The organism is Pseudoflavonifractor phocaeensis, from assembly GCF_016901955.1.
In the GTDB taxonomy this organism is placed as follows: Bacteria; Bacillota; Clostridia; order Oscillospirales; family Oscillospiraceae; genus Flavonifractor; species Flavonifractor phocaeensis_A.
Genome location: NZ_JACJLC010000059.1, coordinates 1 through 19,132, shown reverse-complemented (window position 1 = coordinate 19,132; position 19,132 = coordinate 1). Strand labels below are relative to the sequence as shown.

The window sequence follows — 19,132 nt, the reverse complement described above, 5'->3', positions numbered from 1 at the left end:
GTGCAAGGTTTTTTGCGCATTTTCCCTCTTTTCCTTGCACCTATTATACCATAAAACGCCTTCTATAGCTTGATATATAAGGCTTTTTCTGTTATTCAGTAGACATTAATTAAATGATACTTTTATAATGGGGATTTTATGGGCTGTCTATTTGCCTGTTTACCCGCCAAATCCCCCTGTAAGACGGAGAGATAGAGATCACACATGACGCATATGGATTGGATCAGGCAAATGGAGGCCCTTTCCAGGCAATGCCGCCAGGGCCGGGGGCCCTCACAGGATTGCCGGCAATGTCAGGCCAAGTCCCACGGCCGGCTCCTGGAGCTCTCTGTACCTACAGAGCGGTGTCCCCACGACAGGGCGGGCCACTGCCTGATGTGTAATTACGGCACAGGCGAAAGGGTGACAGATCTACACGCCTTTTCCACTCAGGTGGGGGAGCTGCTCCACCGGCATCGCCCCGAAACCCTGCTGCTGTCCACCAACGGCAGCGTTTTGGATGACGCCTGCCTGCCCCCCGCGGCCCAGGAATTGCTGCTGGCGGAGGCGGCGGCGTCCCCGGCCCGCACCGTGATCCTGGAGACCCACCCGGAGACCCTGCGGGAAGAAAAGCTGGCGTTGGTGGAATCCTGTCTGGCCGGGAAACAGGTCATTTTGGAGATCGGCCTGGAGTCCGCCCGGGAATGGGTGAGGACCCAGTGTCTGCTCAAGCCCCTGTCTGACCAGACGGTGGAGCACTGTCTGGGCCTGGCCAGGCGGCACGCCATGGCAGTACAATGCAACGTGCTGGTGGGGACTCCCTTTCTCTCCCTGGCGGAACAGCTATGGGACGCGGAAGAGACCATCCGCTGGTGCCTGGCCCGGGGCTGTATGGCCGCGGTCTTTCCGGTACAGATCCGCCCCCACACGGTATTGCAGCTGCTGTACAGGCAGGGTCTGTATCTGCCACCGCCCCGCTGGGCTCTGGTGTGGCTGCTGCTGCGGTTTTCCGCGGAAGAACTGCAAGCGGTGGATCTGGCCCAATATGATACAGACGAATGGCCCCAAGACGGGCCGCTGGAGTGCGGCGTGTGCCGCCAGCCGTTGCAGCGGCTGCTGGAGCGATATGCCGCCGGCCAGACAGACCGCCGGCGCCTTTTGACAGAGTTTGTGGCACGCCAGGCGCCCCGCTGCGGGTGCTGGGAACGGCTGCTGGCCGGGCTATGCTCCATGTCCCCGCCAAGCCGAAGAAGGACGGCTGAACGACAGACACAGGTTTTGACGGCTCTGGCGGAACTGTCTATCCTCTAAACGGAAGTGAGGAAATCAGTGAAGAATCACTATGTTTGGGTGGGTGTCCGGGAAACGGATATCCTCTATACCGGGAACCTGTTTTGGGGTTCCATCACCATGTTTGGCTCAGGCACCGGCAACAATCTGGCGTGGGAACGGGAATGCGGCCGGCGGGAGGATCACAACCGGGACATTCCGGCCTATACTGACTTTGTACGGCGCTCTATGGAGGCTTTCCTGGCCCGGGACCCGGAGGCGCGCTTTATCCATTATGCCTCCCTGGATTTTCTGGAGCTGCCCATGGAGCTGCAAGAATCCGGCTTTGCCTGCAACGCCCACGGGATCACGCTGCTGCTGGAGGAAAAGCTCTCCGTCAAACGCTGGCTCCGGGGCAAGGCGCCCATGCTGCCCTGGGTCCTCCTGCCCGGCAGGCAATGTACCCCGGCGGTTCTGGCCGAACAATTTCCCGGCTCCAAAGCCTGGGTGGCCCAGGGGATGGAATCCTGTGGCGGAGCCAATACCGTGTACCTGGATGAGTCCGGTACCAGGGCCAGCCTGCAGCCGGAGGAGCCCTACTGCGTGTCGGTCTACCAGGAGCAAAGCGTACCGGTGAATTTTCACGCGGTCATCTACCAGGACGAGGTGCTGCTGCTGCCGCCGTCGGTACAGATCATAAACCATCAGAACGGCACCATGCACTACCAGGGTGCGGATTTTTCCGTGTACGCTCAGCTCAAGCCCCATCAGCAGGCATTGGCACAAAAGGTGGCCATGTCGGTGGGGCGGCAGCTGCGGAAGCTGGGATATCGCGGCGTCTGCGGCATCGATTTGCTGCTGACCCAGGACCAATGCTACTTTATGGAGGTCAATCCCCGGTTCCAGGCCTCCACCGTACTGCTCAACCGCAGCTTGCAGCGCCAGGGCTTCCCCAGCGTACACCAATACCATCTGGAGGCCTTTACCGCCCGGCGTCCTGTCCGGAACGGGCCGGAAACGGCGGAGGGCAGCTTTTACATTTACGAATACAGCCCGGACCGAGCGGAGCATCTACGGTGGTACCACCATCGCTGGACAGAGGAAGCGCCCTCCCGGGAGGTGGAGGTATGGGACGACGGACTTTGCTGGGACAGCGCCCTGGACCAACACGCCTATCTGTTCAAGCTGGTGTTTGACCGGGCCCTCAGCTGTGTTACCCTCCAAAATACGGTGCGGCTCCACCCCAATGTGACCCTCCCTGAACCTCCCGGCGACGTGGAAACCTATGACGGGATGCTGCGGCTGAAGCTGCTGCTGCTGTGCCGGGGGCTTGCGGTTTCTCCTCAGGTGTGGCAGCGGATCGCCAGTGAAGGCGGGGCCGATTGGGAGGAATTCGAGGCCATCACCATGCTGCTGCGGGATCAGGTGTGGATCACCGCCCCCTGCGGAAACTTTTGGGATGAGCTCAGCCCCCTGTCCTTGCGATGGCAGGAGGACGGCCCCTGTCTGCTGACCCTGTTTGGCTGCCCTCTGTTGCCCGTGGTCCTGCAAAAGGAGGACCCCCGGGCCAGCGCCCTCACCGGCGGCGGCCACCGCTATGGCGAGATCGCCTATCTCAACCCCGACCGGCTGCGTATGTTCGCCTATAGCGGCTGCGCCATGCGCAGCCAGGGAAAGGGCTGCCGGTTCTGCGATCTGTACGGCCCGGAGCAGCCCTTTTCCGACGCAGAGATCTATGAGGTGCTGGACGCCTATCTGGCTGACGGACAGTTCCGCCATATCCTGATCGGAGGCGGCTCCCATCTGCCGGCGGAGGATGTGGAGGCTGTGATACGGATGGCCAGACACATCCAGGGGATACGGCCCCAGGACATTTATTACATGGGGCTGCCCATTCCTCAGCAGTCCGTACTGCGGGAACTGCGGCAGGCGGGGATCACCGAGGTGGCGTTCAACGTGGAGGTCTTTGACCGGCAGATCGCCCTGAAGCTGATGCCCGCCAAGGGGGCCATCCCCATGGAGACCTACCGGCGGGCATGGGAATCCGCCGTGGAGCTCTGGGGCAGGACAGGGTGCGTCCGCAGCGCGGTTCTGCTGGGCTTTGAAGGAGAGGAGAGCTTTGCATCCGGCATCGAGATGCTGTGCCGGCTGGGCGTGGCACCCATGCTGTCAGTATTCCGGCCGGCCACAGGCACCCCTCTGGAGTCCTATATGCCGCCGGATGAGCAGCTGGTTTGGGCACTGTACCGGCGGGCAGAGGCTATTTGCGGCACTTATGACATTGCGCCGGGCCCGTTATGCCCGGCTTGCCAGAACAACACGGTATGTCTGACCATGTCATAATTCTGATGGACAGGTGGGAATATAATGGAGTTTAGGGGGCAGATGCAGACACCATGCCATATCCTGGATCTGGATCGGCTGGAGCGCAACCTGGCGTCTATCGAACGGTTGAAGCAGGCTGCCGACTGCAATGTGCTGCTGGCCATCAAGGGTTTTTCGGCGGCGGCATTTTTCCCGGAGCTGCGCCGGACTTTGGACGGTGTGGCGGCCAGCGGCCTTTACGAGGCCCGGCTGGGACGGGAGCAGTTCGGTAAAATGGTCCAAACCTTTTCGCCGGCGTTTACACATCAGAATATAGGGGACATTTTGCGGTACAGCGACCGGCTTGTGTGGAATTCCCTGGCCCAAATGCACACCTTCGGGCCCTTGGCCGCCCGGCACAGCAAGCCCTGCGCCCTGCGGATCAACCCCCAATGCTCCAGGGGCCTGCCGGCGGCGATAGACCCATGCGCCCCCAACTCCCGGCTGGGCGTTCCCCTGGAGCAGCTGGAGCACGCCGACCTTTCGCTGGTAAGCGGGCTTCATCTGCACACCATGTGTGAGCAGCAGGCCGATATGCTGGAGCAGACGGTGGATCATCTCATTGCCCACTGGGACCCCATCCTCCGGCGCTGCCAATGGCTGAATCTGGGCGGCGGCCAGCTGCTGTGTCACGACGGCTATGACCTCAAGCGGGCCATCGCGTGCCTGAACAAGCTCCACCGCCGGTATGACCTGGAGCTGTATCTGGAGCCCTGTGAGGGTATTTTTGTAGACGCCGGATATTTTGCCACAACCGTGGTGGACCTTGTGGACAACGGCATGCCAACGGCGATTTTGGATTCCTCCGCCGTCTGTCATTTCCCCGACGCGCCCTACCGGGGATGGGAGCGGGAAATCGTGGGCGCCGATGGACCGGACTGTCCCTATGAATATATGCTGGCCGGCCCCACCTGCTACAGCGGGGATCTGTTTGGCAAATATACCTTCTCCGCCCCATTGCAGGTGGGCGATGTGCTGTATTTTCGGGATACCGCCACCTATTCCATGGTGAAGTCCAATCTGTTCAACGGCGTCCCCCTGCCGTCTTTGTACGCCTACCGCCATGGTGGCGCCCTTGAACTGCGGCAGCACTATGATTACCGCACCTACTATCAGATGATGGCAGGTCAGTCATAGAGCCACCGCCGCAAAACGCGTTTGATAGGGCCAAGAAAAAATACGAATATGAAAAGGTACGGAGAACCGCCGCGTTGGAGGTTCTCCGTACCTTTTCTTGCTGTCTGTGTTGCCCCGGCTCATCACAAGCCGGGGCAACGGCTTTTGCTGTTATATTCCGGGAAAGGGCTTATTTTCTCGGATTCTTGATGGCAGCCTGAGCGGCGGCCAGACGGGCGATGGGCACACGGAAGGGGGAGCAGGACACGTAGTCCAGACCCACGTTGTGGCAGAACTCCACGGAGGAGGGATCGCCGCCGTGCTCGCCGCAGATACCCAGCTTCAGGTCGGGGCGGGTGGAGCGGCCCAGCTCGGCGGCCATCTTCACCAGCTTGCCCACGCCCTTCTGGTCCAGACGGGCGAAGGGATCGCTCTCATAGATCTTGTTGGTGTAGTAGGCGTCCAGGAACTTGCCGGCGTCGTCGCGGGAGAAGCCGAAGGTCATCTGGGTCAGGTCGTTGGTGCCAAAGGAGAAGAACTGAGCCTCCTTGGCGATCTCGTCGGCGGTGAGGGCGGCCCGGGGGATCTCGATCATGGTGCCAACCATGTAGGTCATGTCGCTGCCGGCAGCCTTAATGATGGCGTCGGCGGTCTCCACCACGGTCTTCTTCACGAAGGCCAGCTCCTTGACCTCGCCCACCAGGGGGATCATGATCTCAGGCACGATCTTCCAGTCGGGGTGCTTGGCGTTGACGTTGAGGGCGGCCTTGATGACGGCCCGGGTCTGCATGGCGGCGATCTCAGGATAGGTGACAGCCAGGCGGCAGCCGCGGTGACCCATCATGGGGTTCACCTCATGGAGGGAGGTGATAACGGCCTTGATATCATCCACGGTCTTGCCCATATCCTTGGCCATAAGCTCGATATCGGCCTCCTCAGTGGGCACGAACTCGTGCAGCGGGGGATCCAGGAAGCGGACGGTCATGGGACGGCCCTCCAGAGCCTCGTACATGGCCTCAAAGTCGCCCTGCTGCATGGGCTCCAGCTTGGCCAGAGCCTTCTCCCGCTGCTCCACGGTGTCGGAGCAGATCATCTCACGGATGGCGGGGATACGGTCGCCCTCGAAGAACATGTGCTCGGTACGGCACAGGCCGATGCCCTGAGCGCCGAACTTCACGGCCTGAGCGGTATCGCGGGGGTTATCAGCGTTGGTGCGCACCTTCAGATCGCGGAACTCGTCGGCCCAGGACATGATGCGGCCGAACTCGCCGGCGATGGAGGCGTCCACAGTGGGAATGGCCTCGCCATAGATGTTGCCGGTGGAGCCGTCCAGGCTCAGCCAGTCACCCTCAACATAGGTGCGGCCGGCCAGCTCGAACTTCTTGTTGGCCTCGTCCATCTTGATGGCGCCGCAGCCGGAGACACAGCAGGTGCCCATGCCGCGAGCCACAACGGCGGCGTGAGAGGTCATGCCGCCACGGACGGTCAGGATGCCCTGGGAGGCCACCATACCCTCGATATCCTCGGGGCTGGTCTCCAGACGAACCAGGACGACCTTCTCACCCCGGGCAGCCCACTCCTTGGCGTCGTCAGCGGAGAAGACGATCTTGCCGCAGGCGGCGCCGGGGGAGGCGGGCAGGGCGGAGGCCACGGGGGTAGCCTTCTTCAGGGCCTCGGGGTCGAACTGGGGATGGAGCAGGGTGTCCAGGTTGCGGGGGTCGATCATGGCCACGGCCTGCTTCTCAGTGATCATGCCCTCGTCCACCAGGTCGCAGGCAATCTTCAGAGCGGCGGCAGCGGTACGCTTGCCGTTACGGGTCTGGAGCATGTAGAGCTTGCCGTTCTCAACGGTGAACTCCATGTCCTGCATGTCGTGATAGTGGTTCTCCAGAGTCTGGCAAACCTCCACAAACTGCTTGTAAGCCTCGGGGAACTTCTCCTCCATCTGGCTGATGGGCATGGGGGTGCGCACGCCGGCCACCACGTCCTCGCCCTGGGCGTTGGTCAGGAACTCGCCCATCAGCTTCTTCTCGCCGGTGGCGGGGTTACGGGTGAAAGCCACGCCGGTGCCGCAGTCGTCGCCCATGTTACCAAAGGCCATGGACTGCACGTTGACGGCGGTGCCCCAGGAACCGGGGATGTCGTTCATGCGGCGGTACACGATGGCGCGGGGGTTGTTCCAGGAACGGAACACGGCCTTGACGGCGCCCATCAGCTGCTCCTTGGGGTCGGCGGGGAAGTCGGCGCCCACCTTCTCCTTGTACTCAGCCTTGAACTGCTCGGCCAGCTCCTTCAGGTCGTCGGCGGTGAGCTCCACGTCCTGGGTCACACCGCGGGACTCCTTCATCTTATCAATGAGCTCCTCAAAGTACTTCTTGCCCACTTCCATGACCACGTCGGAGTACATCTGGATGAACCGGCGATAGCAGTCATAGGCCCAGCGGGGGTTGCCGGACTTCTTGGCGATGACCTCGACCACCTGCTCGTTGAGGCCCAGGTTGAGGATGGTGTCCATCATGCCGGGCATGGAAGCACGGGCGCCGGAGCGGACGGAGACCAGCAGGGGGTTCTCCATATCACCGAACTTCTTGCCGGTGATCTCCTCCATCTTGGCGATATACTCCATGATCTGAGCCTGGATCTCGTCGTTGATCTTCTCGCCGTCCTCATAGTACTGGGTGCAGGCTTCGGTGGTGATGGTAAAGCCCTGGGGCACGGGCATACCCAGGCTGGTCATCTCAGCCAGGTTGGCACCCTTACCGCCCAGCAGCTCGCGCATGGAGCCGTTGCCTTCGGAGAACAAGTATACATACTTGTAACTGCCCATTTTACATTCCTCCTAGTATGTTCCGCTACCCCAATTACTGGGTTCACTTGGGCCTATTATACCATTCTCACAAACAATTTCAAGAGAGACCGCAGGATTTTACACCTTTTTCACCAAACCCTCTTGCTTCTCCATTCCCCTATCATGCAAACCAAGAGCCATAAAAAGCGCCCCGCCGCTTGGCGGGGCGCTCAGACTGTTGGGGAAAGCCGGATACGCTTCCTAAATCGCTTACATTTTTGAGGCCAAACTCAATATTTATTCACCATTCCCGAAATAAGGGGGGTAGGCACCAGCCACATAATAAGGAACACCAGCAGGTTGGCAGCGGACAGGGAGGCGTAGGCCCCCATGTAGGTGAGGTAGAAGGCCAGCAGCAAACCCACCAAAGAGCCCAGGCTGGCCAGCACGGCAGAGGCCCGGACGGCCCGGCGGAGCCGGGCGGCCCCCACCACCGCCTCGGAGTAGGGCCCGATGCCCTCCCGGCAGAGGACGGCGGTGAGGATGTCGCTGTGGGGCTGATCCTGGTCGGACAGCTCCATCCGCCGCTCCACCCCGGGGTACTCCATCCGGTCCACCGGCAGCTTGAACCGCTGGTGGAGCATGGCGGGGGTCAGGTTGAAGTCCCGGGTCACCATCACCGGGGTGACCTTGTTGCGAATCAGGCTGTTGAGAGAGGGGTCCAGGGTGCCGTGAAGGGAGTAATTCAGGGCAAAGATCCCCGCCAGCTCCCGGTCGATGGCGCAGAACACCGCGTTCTTCACCCGCAGTCCGGGAGGAAGGGCCACATCCATCAGGCGCATAAAATCAGTGGAGCCCACCAAAATCTGCTCGTTGCGGATGACGCCGGACAGGCCGCCCTCATAGGCGTAAAAGCTGGACACCCGGCGATAGGTGGCCCCCTGTGCCCGGAGCAGGTCGTGGAACAGCTTGTCCAGGCCGCAGCCCGACTCCCGGATCAGGGTGGCGGTGCAGGCCACTACCTTTTCCGCCGGAAAATCCCCAAAGATCTTGATGCCGTTGAGGGCCACGCTGCCCGGCGGGAAGAGATCGGCGTCGGTAAGCAAAATACCGCTGCCGCCGGTGGCGGTGACACCGTCCCAGCCGGCAATGGCCGCCCCCGACTTGCTCAGCCTGCGGCAGAGAGACAGCCAGGCTCCGCTGAAGCACAGGGCCCCGGACAGGGAGGTGGCGGCGGTGAGGGTGGCGGCAAAACACCACAGCAGCCGCTCCGGCGCCCCCTGACCCACAGAGGCCACCAGGCTGAGGACTACGCTGCCGATGAGCAGCAGGGGGCAGACCCGTTTGAAGATCCGCTCGGCCCCGTCGCTGGCCTGGATCTGGCGGCCAAAGCCCACCGGCTCCCCCAGCCACTTGGTGTAGGTCCCCCAGCCGTTCCACTTGGCGTCGTCCAGGGTCACCAGATAAGGGTGGGCGGCGGAGGCCGCCGTCTTACAGGCCAGGCGCATCCCCCGTCGCTTCCGGTTGGTGCCCCGGAGCAGCAGGGCGATGCCCAGCACAATGGCGGCGCAATAGGGCATCTGTCCCTCTCTGGGGTCCAGCTGATACAAGGTCAAAGCGTCGGCCAGCACGGCGGCCGAGGCAAACACCAGCAGGGTATCCATACCCAGATCCAGCCGGAACAGCCGGAAGAGTCCCCGAAAGAGCACGTCCAGCCCCAGCAGCATGGCCAGCACCTGCACACCCGCCAAGGCCAGCACCCGCAGTTGGGGGGTGAGGACATCGGGGTAGGGGAAGAGATCCACCGTCAGATATACTGAGGGGAGGAAGAGCAAAAACACCAGAACAGCCCTGGCCCGCAGGCCCTTCAGCCCCTTGCTGTACCGGCGGGCCAGATCGGCGGGAGGGATGTCGGGAGCGGGCGGGGGCTCCTTTCGGGGCTTGCGCTCCCGGCGGCGGAAGGGACGGAATTCCTCCTCGTCGTCCTCCTCCTCGTCGGTGCCCGGGATCAGCTCCTCCGCCCGGCGCACCTCCTGATCGTTCTCCACGTCCTCCTCTTCAAACATATGCTCGGCGTATTTGTCCGCCTTTTGCAGCAGGCGGCTGATCCCCTGGGCCAGAGGGTTCTCCTCCTCGGGGAAGTCCACCACCTTCTCCTCCGGTTGGGCGGGACGGGCGGCTTCCTTTTTGGAGGCCTGCTTTTTGGGCGGCTGTTCCTTTCTGGCGGGGGCCTCCTGCCGTCTGGCGGCAGGCTTCTCCTTGGGCGCGGCGGTCTCCCCCGACTGAGTCCCATCTCGCCGGGCAGGCTCCTGCCTTTGGGGGGCTGTCTCCTGCCGGGCAGGCTGGGCCGCCGGACGGCGGGCTCCATCGCCCCCTTCCGGAAAGGTGAGCACCCGGCCAGGCTTGCCTGTCCCGCCGGAGGAGCGTTTCTTCTGGGGAATGATGGGGAAGGGGATCGTGTCGTCCTCCACCTTTTTCTTGGCCTTTTTCCCGCCAAACTCGGCCAAAATAGACTCCAGGGAAAATTCATCCCCGCCGGACATGCCGTTATTCAGTTGGTCGTCCCAGTCTTTTGACATGGAAATGAGCTCCTTTTTTCTCCGGCGTGGTGGGGCAGCGGCGGCCTGCGGCCGCCGTTTTAAATACAGCGGGTTATTTTCTCTGTTCCAAATTACAATTTGTCAGGGTTTAGAGCAGTGGCCGACAGGCTCCACAGGGGAGCTCTCCACAGTTCACCCTCAACCGAGCCTCTGCCGCACCGCCTCATACAGCAAAATGGCAGCGGCGGCGGAGGCGTTGAGGGAGTTGAGCTTGCCCTTCATGGGGATGCGCACCAAAAAGTCGCAGGTCTCCCGGACCAGGCGGCCCATGCCCTCTCCCTCGCTGCCGATGACGATAGCGGCGGGGCCCTTCAGATCGGCGTCGTAGAGCAGCCGGTCCCCGTCGGCGGCGGTACCGAAGATCCATACGCCCTCGTCCTTCAGCTCCTTGAGCAGAGCGGGCAGGTTGGGCACCCGGGCCACCGGTACGTGGCTCACCGCGCCGGCGGAGGTCTTGGCCACCACCGCCGTCAGCCCGGCAGAGCGGCGTTTGGGGATGATGACCCCGTGAGCCCCGGCGCACTCGGCAGTGCGGATCACCGCCCCCAGGTTGTGGGGATCGGAGAGCTCGTCGCACACCACGATCAGCGGCGGCTCCCCCTTTTCCCGGGCGGCGTTCAGAATATCGTCCACACTGGCGTACTCCCGCACCGCCGCCTGGGCGATGACGCCCTGATGGGAGTGGGTGCGGCTCATAAAGTCCAGCTTTTTCCGGTCCACCTCCACCACCACCACACCCTTGTCCCGGGCGGCGGCGGCGATATGTCCCAGGGCGGAGTCGGTCTCCCCCCGGGCCAGGAAGATCTTATCGATGGGCGTTCCCGCCCGCAGGGCCTCGGTGACGGCATTGCGCCCCTCGATGATGCCGTCGGCCTCGGCCTGGGGGGCCGGTCTGCGCTCCTTCATGCTCTCACGCCTTTCGTCATATTCTCATTCAGTATACCACAAGACCCGCCGCAGAAAAAGAAAAAATTCGTGACAATACCCGCCGGCCTTTCATAGAAAGTTTACAGGTTTCTCCCCCTGTATTTCTTGTCTTTTCGGGGGGGCTGTGCTATAACTAATAGTGACTTTCCAGAGCGAAGCAACTGCCAAGGAGGCGTTTACTTGAATTCCGATCATAACAACAACCGCGGAAAGGGAGGGGGCAACAACCGGCGCAATATCACCGCCATCGTGTCCATCGTGCTGTGGGCCCTGGTGCTCACCCTGCTGGTGAATTACGCCACCTCCATGTTCCGTCAGGCCAACTCCATCGAGCTCAGCTACGGCGTGTTCCGCCAGCTGGTGATGGAGGACTGCGTGGAAGGCGTGGTCATGGCCAGCGACAAGTACACCATTTATCTGAAGGACGGGGTGTCGGTGGACGCCGACGGCAACATCACCAAGACCGCCACCGCCGCCGGCCTCACCGATGAGGACGAGTCCGGCGTTCCGCCTCCAGAGAGATGGAACCAAAAGGAGACCACCTACTTCTGCGCCCCCCTCACCTCGGACATCCCGGAGCTGATCCAGCTGCTGGAGGAGCACGGGGTCACCGACTACGGCCCCGAATACGTGGAGCAGCTCTCTCCCATCATCACCCTGCTCATCTCCTATGTGCTGCCCGTGCTCATCATGGTGGGCCTGTTCTCCTTCCTCTTCCGGGGCATGGCCGGCAAAATGGGCGGCGGCATCGGCAACCTGGGCAAGTCCAACGCCAAGGTATACGTGGAGAAAAAGACGGGGGTCACCTTCCGGGACGTGGCCGGTCAGGACGAGGCCAAGGAGTCCCTGGTGGAGATCATCGACTTCCTCCACAACCCCCAGAAGTACACCGAGATCGGCGCCAAGCTGCCCAAGGGCGCCCTGCTGGTGGGACCGCCGGGCACCGGCAAGACCCTGCTGGCCAAGGCCGTGGCCGGCGAGGCCAACGTGCCCTTCTTCTCTATCTCGGGCTCTGACTTTGTGGAGATGTTTGTGGGCATGGGCGCCGCCCGGGTCCGCGACCTGTTTAAGGAGGCCAACAAAATGGCCCCCTGTATCGTATTCATTGACGAGATCGATACCATCGGTAAGTCCCGCGACAACCGCATGGGAGGCAACGACGAGCGGGAGCAGACCCTGAACCAGCTGCTGGCCGAGATGGACGGCTTCGACCCCACCAAGGGGGTCATCCTGCTGGCCGCCACCAACCGGCCCGAGGTGCTGGACCAGGCCCTGCTGCGGCCCGGCCGCTTTGACCGCCGGATTATCGTGGACCGGCCCAACCTGGCCGGCCGTCTTGCCACGCTCCAGGTCCACACCCGGAACATCCGTCTGGCGGAGGACGTGGACCTGAAGAAGATCGCCATCGCCACCGCCGGCACCGTGGGCGCCGACCTGGCCAACCTGGTCAACGAGGCCGCCCTTCGGGCGGTCCGCCTGGGCCGCAAGGCGGTGAACCAGGAGGACCTGCTGGTCTCCTTTGAACTGGTCATCGCCGGCTCGGAGAAAAAGGGCAGCGTCCTCACCGAGTTTGAGAAAAAGCTGGTGGCCTACCACGAGGTGGGCCACGCCATGGTGGCCTACAAGCAGAAGAACACCGAGCCGGTGCAGAAAATCACCATCGTGCCCCACACCCAGGGCTCCCTGGGCTACACCCTGCTGATGCCCGAGGAGGACAAGACCGACCTGCGCACCAAGGACGAGCTGCTGGCCAAGATCATGGTGTCCATGGGAGGCCGGGCCGCCGAGGAGGTGGTGCTGGACACCATGACCAACGGCGCTGCCCAGGACATCCAGGACGCCACCAGTGTGGCCCGCAGCATGGTGGTGCTCTACGGCATGAGCGAGCAGTTTGGCATGATGGCCCTGGCCTCCCGCCGCAACCAGTATCTGGACGGAGGCTACGGCATGGACTGCGCCGACGACACCGCCGCCAGCGTGGACGCCGCCGTGAAGGAGCTGCTCACCCAGTGCTACGACCAGGCCGTCCAGGTCATCCGGGACAACCGGGAGGACATGGACAAGGTGGTAGGCTACCTGCTGGAGAAGGAGACCATCACCGGCGCCGAGATGGTGGCCATCCTGGAGGGGAGAGACCCTGCCCTGGCCGACCAGTACGCCGACCCGGAGGAAAAGAAGCCCGAGCCCCTGCGGGATGCCTCCAGGGAGCCCATCCCCCTGGGGGAGGGACAGACCGGGGAGACTCCCCGGCCCCCTGAGGAGCCGCCCAAAACAGAATAAAAAGGACGCCGGCCCGGAGAAAATTCCTCCGGACCGGCGTTTTTGTGTGGGGGAAGGGAAAGGGAACGGCGGGGCCGCCCGCCGGTATCCACCTCCGTAGGGGCCGGCGTCCCCGACGGCCCGGCGGAACGATCCCTTCCACGAAACGCCCCCTCATCCGTCTGGCCTGCGGCCAGCCACCTTCCCCCCTGTGGGGGGAAGGTGGGACCGGGCGGGGACAGAGCCCCGCCCCTACAGGATAATATCTCCTATCTTTACTCTCCACTCTCCACCAGGCCCAGCAGCACCTGTCCGGCGGCCCGGGCAAAAAGCCGGGCGGCGGCCAGGGCCTCCTGGAGGGTGTTGCCGTGGGTGCCTACCTCCACCAGCAGCGATCCGGAGGCCAGCTCCTGGTTATAGCTGGAGGCCCGGAGGGTCATGGGCCGGGCCAGGGTGGGGTAGAGGGTGTTCATCCCCTGCTGGAGCTTACAGGCCAGGGTCAGGTTTTCCATCCAGTGGGGATTGCTGCCGTTCTGGCCCCGGCCCACCACCACCATCACCTGAGCGGTATCCACCCCGTCGATGCGGGTCACCGCCTTGTACACCGTGCCGTCCTCTCCCACCAGCGCGTCCCGGTGGATATCCAGCACGATCTTGATGGAGGGATACTGTGCCAGGTAGTTGGCCACCGTGGCGGCGGAGCGGGTGTAGGCCTCGTTGTACTGGGGGTAGTCGTGGAGGGTGCGGTCATGGAGCACGTTCAGCCCCATCTCGGTAAACACCCGCTCCATCTCATCCCCCACCCGCACCATATTATATTCCTCCTCCAGGGTGCGGGAGGGGTCACTGGGGGTATACACATCGGCGCCGTCCTGGGTATAGGCTTCCGTAGCGTGGGTATGGACGATCAAGATCTGGGGACCTTCCGCTTCCAGGGCGATGGGCACCGCCGCCGCGGCCGCCGCCGCCAGGTCCACACTCTCCCCGGTGCGGTTGTACAGGTAGAGTCCTCCCGCCACGTCATACCCCTGGGTGCTGGTGGGCAGCAGGGTACGGGCCACCACGTCAGTGGGGGCGGCGGTGATCTGGCTGTCCTCTGTCATATCGTCGTGGTCCTGGGCTGGCTGCCCGGCGGGGAGCTGAAGCTCCTCCTCATGATCCTGATTGAGAAAGCCCGCCACCGCCTCCTGGCTGCCGGTGAGGAGCAGGGACTGGCCCACCGCCAGCCTGTCCCACCCGTCCAGCCCTGCCAGTGGAGAGGTCCCCCCGGCGGTCTGGCCCAGCTCAGCGGACAGGGCGGCCCACACAAAGCTCTGGCTCTCTCCCAGGCTCCGCAGGGCCCCCGCCGCCCCGCCCCAGCCCAGCAGCAGCCAGGCCGCCAGAGTGGCCAGAAACAGGGCTCCGCTCCGCCGCAGCAGCCGCTTCCATTGGATCGGTCTTTTGTTCATACTTCCACCATCCTCATCTGTACTGGGCCGCGCCCGTCCCTACAGCCTATGCGCCGGGGCGGACAGGTATGCCCTGTCCCCTCCGCCGCCAAATTCCTCCGGCACCTTGACACGGTTCCACAGAGGGCGATATAATGCACGTAACAACAATCACCAAAGAAATTTGGGGGAAATGAGGTTCTGTATGAGTAAGATCGCCATCGCTACCGACAGCAACAGCGGCATTACCCAGGCCCAGGCCAAGGAGCTGGGGATCCGCGTGCTGCCTATGCCCTTTTACATTGATGAACAGCCCTATTTGGAGGATATCTCCCTGGATCAGGCCCACTTCTACCAGCGGCTGGCGGAGGGGGCCGACGTAAAGACCACCCAGCCCTCTCCCGGCGACGTCACCGACCTGTGGGACAGCCTGCTGGAGGAGTATGACCAGATCGTATACATCCCCATGTCCAGCAGCCTGAGCAGCTCCTGCGAGACCGCCGCCATGCTGGCCCAGGAGGACTACGAGGGCAAGGTGTTCGTGGTGGACAACCAGCGCATCTCCATCACCCAGCGCCAGGCGGTACTGGACGCCATGGAGCTGGCAAAGGCGGGCAAGTCCGCCCAGGAAATCTGTCAGATCCTGGTGGATACCAAGCTGGACTCCGACATCTACATCACCGTGGACACCCTGAAATACTTAAAGAAGGGGGGCCGCTGCACCCCCGCCGCCGCCGCCATCGGTGCGGTGCTGGGCATCAAGCCGGTGCTCCGCATCAAGGGTGGCAAGCTGGACTCCTTTGCCAAGGCCAGAGGGTGGAAGGTGGCCAAAAAGACCATGATCGACGCCATCCGCCACACCATGGACACCGATTTCCCCGGTCTGGGCCCCGGCCAGCTCCACATCGCCGCCGCCTACACCGGCGACCGGGCGGAGGCGGAGCCCTGGCTGGCCGAGCTGGAGGAGGCCTTCCCCGGCTATACCATCCACATGGATCCCCTGTCCCTGTCGGTGGCCTGCCACATCGGTCCCGGCGCCCAGGCGGTGGCTGTCACCAAGGCCACCCCTATGTGAGCACCCCTACTTGAAACCAACCTGAAACGGGACGCGTTTGCGTCCCGTTTTTTGCACAATTCAAAAACTTTGCACATATTCTTCACACTTCCGCCATAATTGCCGGTTATGCTATGAACTGTTCCAAGGAGATCCCAAGATCGATTGCAAAAGGAGAGAGCCTTATGTATTACAGTGATTATAATCGTCCCCCGGAGGACCGGGAGCCCATCATAGAGACCGATCAGTTCCAGGTGGAGGAGGCTCCCCAGCCTCCCAAGAAGAAAAAGAAGGGCTGGGCCAGGTTCCTGGCGGTGGGCCTGTGCTGCGCCGTCATTGGCGGTGCGGTGGGCGGCGGCGGCGTATGGGCGGCCACCCACCTGGGCAGCAACTCCACCACCGTCTACGAGGGCACCCGACCCACGGTGGTATCCCTGGCCAACGTGGACGGCAAGACCGTCCTCTCCGGCGAAGAGGTGTACGCCTCCAACCTGGGGGCTGTGGTGGGCGTCAACGGCAACGTGACCACCAACGTGTGGGGCCAGACGGTGAAAAACGCCGTGTCCGGCTCCGGCTTCGTTATCAGCTCCAATGACACCACCAGCTACATCCTCACCAACTACCACGTCATCGACGGGGTGAGCGATATCAAGGTGTTTTTCTCCGACGGCACCAGCTATGACGCCACCCTGGTGGGAGGCGAGGAGGAAAATGACATCGCCGTGCTGAAGATCGACCAGGGGAACCTCCAGACCGTGGTGCTGGGAGACTCCTCCGCCATCAACGTGGGCGAGCCGGTGTACGCCATCGGCAACCCCCTGGGCGAGCTGACCTTTACCTTTACCGGTGGCTACGTCTCCGCCAAGGATCGCTCCGTCACCATGAGCGACGGCACCGTCATGAACATGATCCAGACCGATACCGCCATCAATGAGGGCAACTCCGGCGGCCCCCTCTTTGACAAGTACGGCCAGGTGGTGGGCATCGTCTCCGCCAAGCTGTCCTCCAGCTCCGGCTCGGAGGCCTCGGTGGAGGGCCTGGGCTTTGCCATTCCCATCAACGACGTGAAGGATATGGTCACCTCCATCATTGAGAACGGCTATGTCACCGGCAAGCCCAACGTGGGCATCCTGATGGACAACGTGGACGAGGCCGCCCAGCGGTACGGCGTCCCCGCCGGGGCCGAGATCATGGCCATCCTGGAGGGCTCCTGCGCCCAGACCGGCGGCCTCCAGGTGGGCGACATCATCACCGCCGTGGGGGACACCACCGTGTCCGACAGGGACGCCCTCAAAGCCGCGATCCAGAACTATAAGGCAGGGGATCAGGTCACCTTCACCGTCTACCGGGACGGGGAGACCACCACCGTCACCCTCACCCTGGATGAGGATAACCAGGAGCGGCAGGCGGCCATGGAGCAGCTCCAGACCGACTACCAGAACCAGCAGGCCCAGAATCAACAGAGCAACGGATACAACAATTACTACAACTTCCCCTTTGGCTGGTAATGAGATCATATCCCTTCTTCCTTCTTTCCCATTTGCGGCGCGCCTCATCGGCGCGCCGTCCCTTTTTTGTCCGGAAGAAACCAACGGCCCATCTGCCCTCCGTTGTGTCTGTAGGGGCGGCTATCAGCCGCCTAGCGGGAAGCAATCCGCCCCGGCAGCATACAAACCGCCTCCGGCCCGACGCCTCCCTACAAAACGGGGGCCTGCCGCGTTCAGCGGCAGGCCCCCGTTTCCTTTCAACACTCTATTTAGTACCCAAGCAGCTCCCCATCCCAGGAGCGGATCTGGCCGGAGTAGCCGTCGATCTCAAAGTCGTGCTCCATACCATCGTACACCAGCTCCACCTCGTAGACCACCTGGCCGTCGTCCCGGTCCTGGTGGGCCTTGCGGATGTTGGCCGCGGCGGCGCCAGGCACCTGGGCCAGGGCGATGGTCTTGGCCTTTTCCAGACCGATAAGGCCGCCGGAGGTATCCTGGGCTGTCCAGCCCCGCACCTCGTGGTCAAAGCTGATCACCTTCCCGGTGGCGGCGTCGATCTCATAGTCGTACTCCGCCCCGGCGGTGTAGAACTCCACCTCATACACCACCCGGCCGTCATCCCGGTCGGTCTTGCTCCACAGAGCGGTGACCTGGCCGGCGGTCAATCCGGCGTGAGCCAGAGCGGCTGCTTCCGCCTGTTCGGCGGTGAGAGAACCGGTCACCGTGCCGGTGGTCCCACCGGTGGAGGGCTCAAAGGTGTCGGCGTCCGTGACCAGGCTGTCGGAGGCCAGGGTGACGGTGGCGGTGGCACCGTCCCAGCTGACGGTCTTGCCCATCAGCTCTCCAATAGCCCGGATGGGCAGATAATTGGAGCCGTTGTACAGCAGGGGATAGACCACAGTGCCGTTCACGTCCCGGAAGGTAGCCTCCACGCCGTCCACCACAATGGTAAAGTCAGGCCGCAGCTGGGCGGCGATCTCCTGGGTGACGGCGCCGGTGTCGGGGGTGCCTGCCGTAGCGGCGGTGGTACGGGTGCCGCCGATGGTGACGGTGAGAGAACTCTGGTCCCAGTTTACATTCTTGCCCATCAGCTCCCCGATGGCCCGGAGGGGCAGATAGGTGGTGCCGTTGTAGACAATGGGGTGGGCCTCGTCTCCGTTGACGGTGTAAAAGTCCCGGCTCACTCCGTCCACCACGATGTTCAGCTGGGGGGAGAGCTGAGCGGTGATATTGGTGGCTCCGGCGGCCCCGGCCCCCAGGGTAAACACTCCGGTGAGCAGGGCGGCGGTGAGGGCCAGGGCCCCCAGGCGGCAGGTCAGCTTTTTGCGGTTGGTCATCTCAGACACTTCCTTTCCGTATTTTGTGGCTTAATGGCCCGCGGGCTCGGCCTCCCACTCCCGGATGGAGCCGGAATGGCCGTCGATCTGGAACTCATACTTCATACCGTTGTAGAGGATCTCTCCCTCGTACTCCACCCGGCCGTCGTCGTAGTCCACCTCAAACTCGTAGATGTTGGCGGTGGTGGCGCCGGGCACCTGGGCCAGGGCCAGGGCCTTGGCCTGGTCGGCGGTGATACTCTGGCTGCCCGAGCTGTTGGGGGCGATATACTCTGCGTCGTAGTCGTACTTCAGCACGCTGCCGGTGGAGGCGTCGATCTCATAGTCATACTCGGTGTAGCTGCTGTCATAGAACTCCACCTCGTACACCTGCCGGCCGTTCTCCCAGTCCAGCTTGCACTTGACCACCGTCACCTGGCCGCTGGTCAGGCCCGCGTGGGCCAGGGCCGCGGCCTTGGCCTGGTCGGCGGTGATCTGTCCGCCAGACTGCCCGCTGGTGGTGGCGGGGCTGGCCGCCGGGGAGGC

General features: G+C 63.0%; 12 protein-coding genes. 6 read left to right on the top strand and 6 right to left on the bottom strand.

Translation table 11 applies throughout. The annotated features are described in order from the left end of the window. The first annotated feature begins 402 nt into the window (after nucleotides 1-402). Genes H6B51_RS12265 through H6B51_RS12255 form a run of 3 tightly spaced genes read left to right on the top strand, consistent with a single transcriptional unit; the run spans nucleotide 403 to nucleotide 4,749 of the window. Entirely contained in the window at nucleotides 403-1,290 is an 888-nt protein-coding gene (locus tag H6B51_RS12265) for a hypothetical protein (RefSeq protein ID WP_204883968.1), read from the top strand. Between the two features lie 18 nt (nucleotides 1,291-1,308). Continuing rightward, entirely contained in the window at nucleotides 1,309-3,591 is a 2,283-nt protein-coding gene (locus tag H6B51_RS12260; RefSeq protein ID WP_204883967.1) for a radical SAM protein, read from the top strand. 24 nt (nucleotides 3,592-3,615) lie between these two features. Further along, nucleotides 3,616-4,749, top strand: a complete 1,134-nt coding sequence (locus H6B51_RS12255; protein WP_204883966.1) for a type III PLP-dependent enzyme domain-containing protein — start codon at nucleotides 3,616-3,618, stop codon at nucleotides 4,747-4,749. A gap of 169 nt (nucleotides 4,750-4,918) precedes the next feature. Here the strand turns inward: H6B51_RS12255 and ppdK are convergent, their stop codons facing one another. The 3 genes from ppdK to rlmB all read right to left on the bottom strand — a co-directional run bounded on the left by ppdK (nucleotide 4,919) and on the right by rlmB (nucleotide 11,022). Continuing rightward, a complete protein-coding gene (gene ppdK, locus H6B51_RS12250) occupies nucleotides 4,919-7,555 on the bottom strand; it encodes a pyruvate, phosphate dikinase (RefSeq protein ID WP_204883965.1) in 2,637 nt (878 codons plus the stop codon). 251 nt (nucleotides 7,556-7,806) lie between these two features. Further along, complete coding sequence (locus tag H6B51_RS12245; RefSeq protein ID WP_204883964.1) at nucleotides 7,807-10,095, bottom strand: hypothetical protein; 2,289 nt, start codon at nucleotides 10,093-10,095, stop codon at nucleotides 7,807-7,809. 159 nt (nucleotides 10,096-10,254) lie between these two features. Then, on the bottom strand, nucleotides 10,255-11,022 hold the full coding sequence (gene rlmB, locus H6B51_RS12240; protein ID WP_204883963.1) for a 23S rRNA (guanosine(2251)-2'-O)-methyltransferase RlmB: 768 nt from the start codon (nucleotides 11,020-11,022) through the stop codon (nucleotides 10,255-10,257). A 201-nt stretch (nucleotides 11,023-11,223) separates the two neighbouring features. On the opposite strand from rlmB, the gene ftsH reads away from it, so the two are divergent. Continuing rightward, nucleotides 11,224-13,323, top strand: coding sequence for an ATP-dependent zinc metalloprotease FtsH (ftsH, locus tag H6B51_RS12235; protein ID WP_204883962.1), 2,100 nt, complete (start codon nucleotides 11,224-11,226; stop codon nucleotides 13,321-13,323). Nucleotides 13,324-13,577: 254 nt separating this feature from the next. Here the strand turns inward: ftsH and spoIIP are convergent, their stop codons facing one another. Next, nucleotides 13,578-14,750: a stage II sporulation protein P gene (gene spoIIP / locus H6B51_RS12230; RefSeq protein WP_204883961.1), complete on the bottom strand. Its 1,173-nt coding sequence runs from the start codon at nucleotides 14,748-14,750 to the stop codon at nucleotides 13,578-13,580. Nucleotides 14,751-14,934: 184 nt separating this feature from the next. On the opposite strand from spoIIP, the gene H6B51_RS12225 reads away from it, so the two are divergent. Both H6B51_RS12225 and H6B51_RS12220 read left to right on the top strand, forming a co-directional pair. Then, the gene (locus H6B51_RS12225) at nucleotides 14,935-15,804 is read left to right on the top strand and encodes a DegV family protein (RefSeq protein WP_204883960.1); all 870 of its coding nucleotides are present in this window, start codon (nucleotides 14,935-14,937) and stop codon (nucleotides 15,802-15,804) included. A gap of 164 nt (nucleotides 15,805-15,968) precedes the next feature. Continuing rightward, the gene (locus tag H6B51_RS12220; RefSeq protein WP_204883959.1) at nucleotides 15,969-17,291 is read left to right on the top strand and encodes a S1C family serine protease; all 1,323 of its coding nucleotides are present in this window, start codon (nucleotides 15,969-15,971) and stop codon (nucleotides 17,289-17,291) included. A gap of 248 nt (nucleotides 17,292-17,539) precedes the next feature. Here H6B51_RS12220 and H6B51_RS12215 read toward each other — a convergent pair whose 3' ends face one another. After that, nucleotides 17,540-18,607 (bottom strand): PepSY domain-containing protein, encoded by a 1,068-nt coding sequence (locus H6B51_RS12215; RefSeq protein WP_204883958.1) that lies wholly within the window; start codon nucleotides 18,605-18,607, stop codon nucleotides 17,540-17,542. A gap of 30 nt (nucleotides 18,608-18,637) precedes the next feature. Beyond that, the coding region (locus H6B51_RS12210) for a PepSY domain-containing protein (protein ID WP_204883957.1) at nucleotides 18,638-19,132 on the bottom strand (495 nt) is incomplete at its 5' end.

Coding starts and splice junctions, on each gene's coding strand:
- H6B51_RS12220 (WP_204883959.1), top strand. CDS start 15,969: ATGTATTACAGTGATTATAATCGTCCCCCGGAGGACCGGGAGCCCATC.
- H6B51_RS12215 (WP_204883958.1), bottom strand. CDS start 18,607: ATGACCAACCGCAAAAAGCTGACCTGCCGCCTGGGGGCCCTGGCCCTC.
- ppdK (WP_204883965.1), bottom strand. CDS start 7,555: ATGGGCAGTTACAAGTATGTATACTTGTTCTCCGAAGGCAACGGCTCC.
- H6B51_RS12245 (WP_204883964.1), bottom strand. CDS start 10,095: ATGTCAAAAGACTGGGACGACCAACTGAATAACGGCATGTCCGGCGGG.
- rlmB (WP_204883963.1), bottom strand. CDS start 11,022: ATGAAGGAGCGCAGACCGGCCCCCCAGGCCGAGGCCGACGGCATCATC.
- H6B51_RS12225 (WP_204883960.1), top strand. CDS start 14,935: ATGAGTAAGATCGCCATCGCTACCGACAGCAACAGCGGCATTACCCAG.
- H6B51_RS12255 (WP_204883966.1), top strand. CDS start 3,616: ATGGAGTTTAGGGGGCAGATGCAGACACCATGCCATATCCTGGATCTG.
- spoIIP (WP_204883961.1), bottom strand. CDS start 14,750: ATGAACAAAAGACCGATCCAATGGAAGCGGCTGCTGCGGCGGAGCGGA.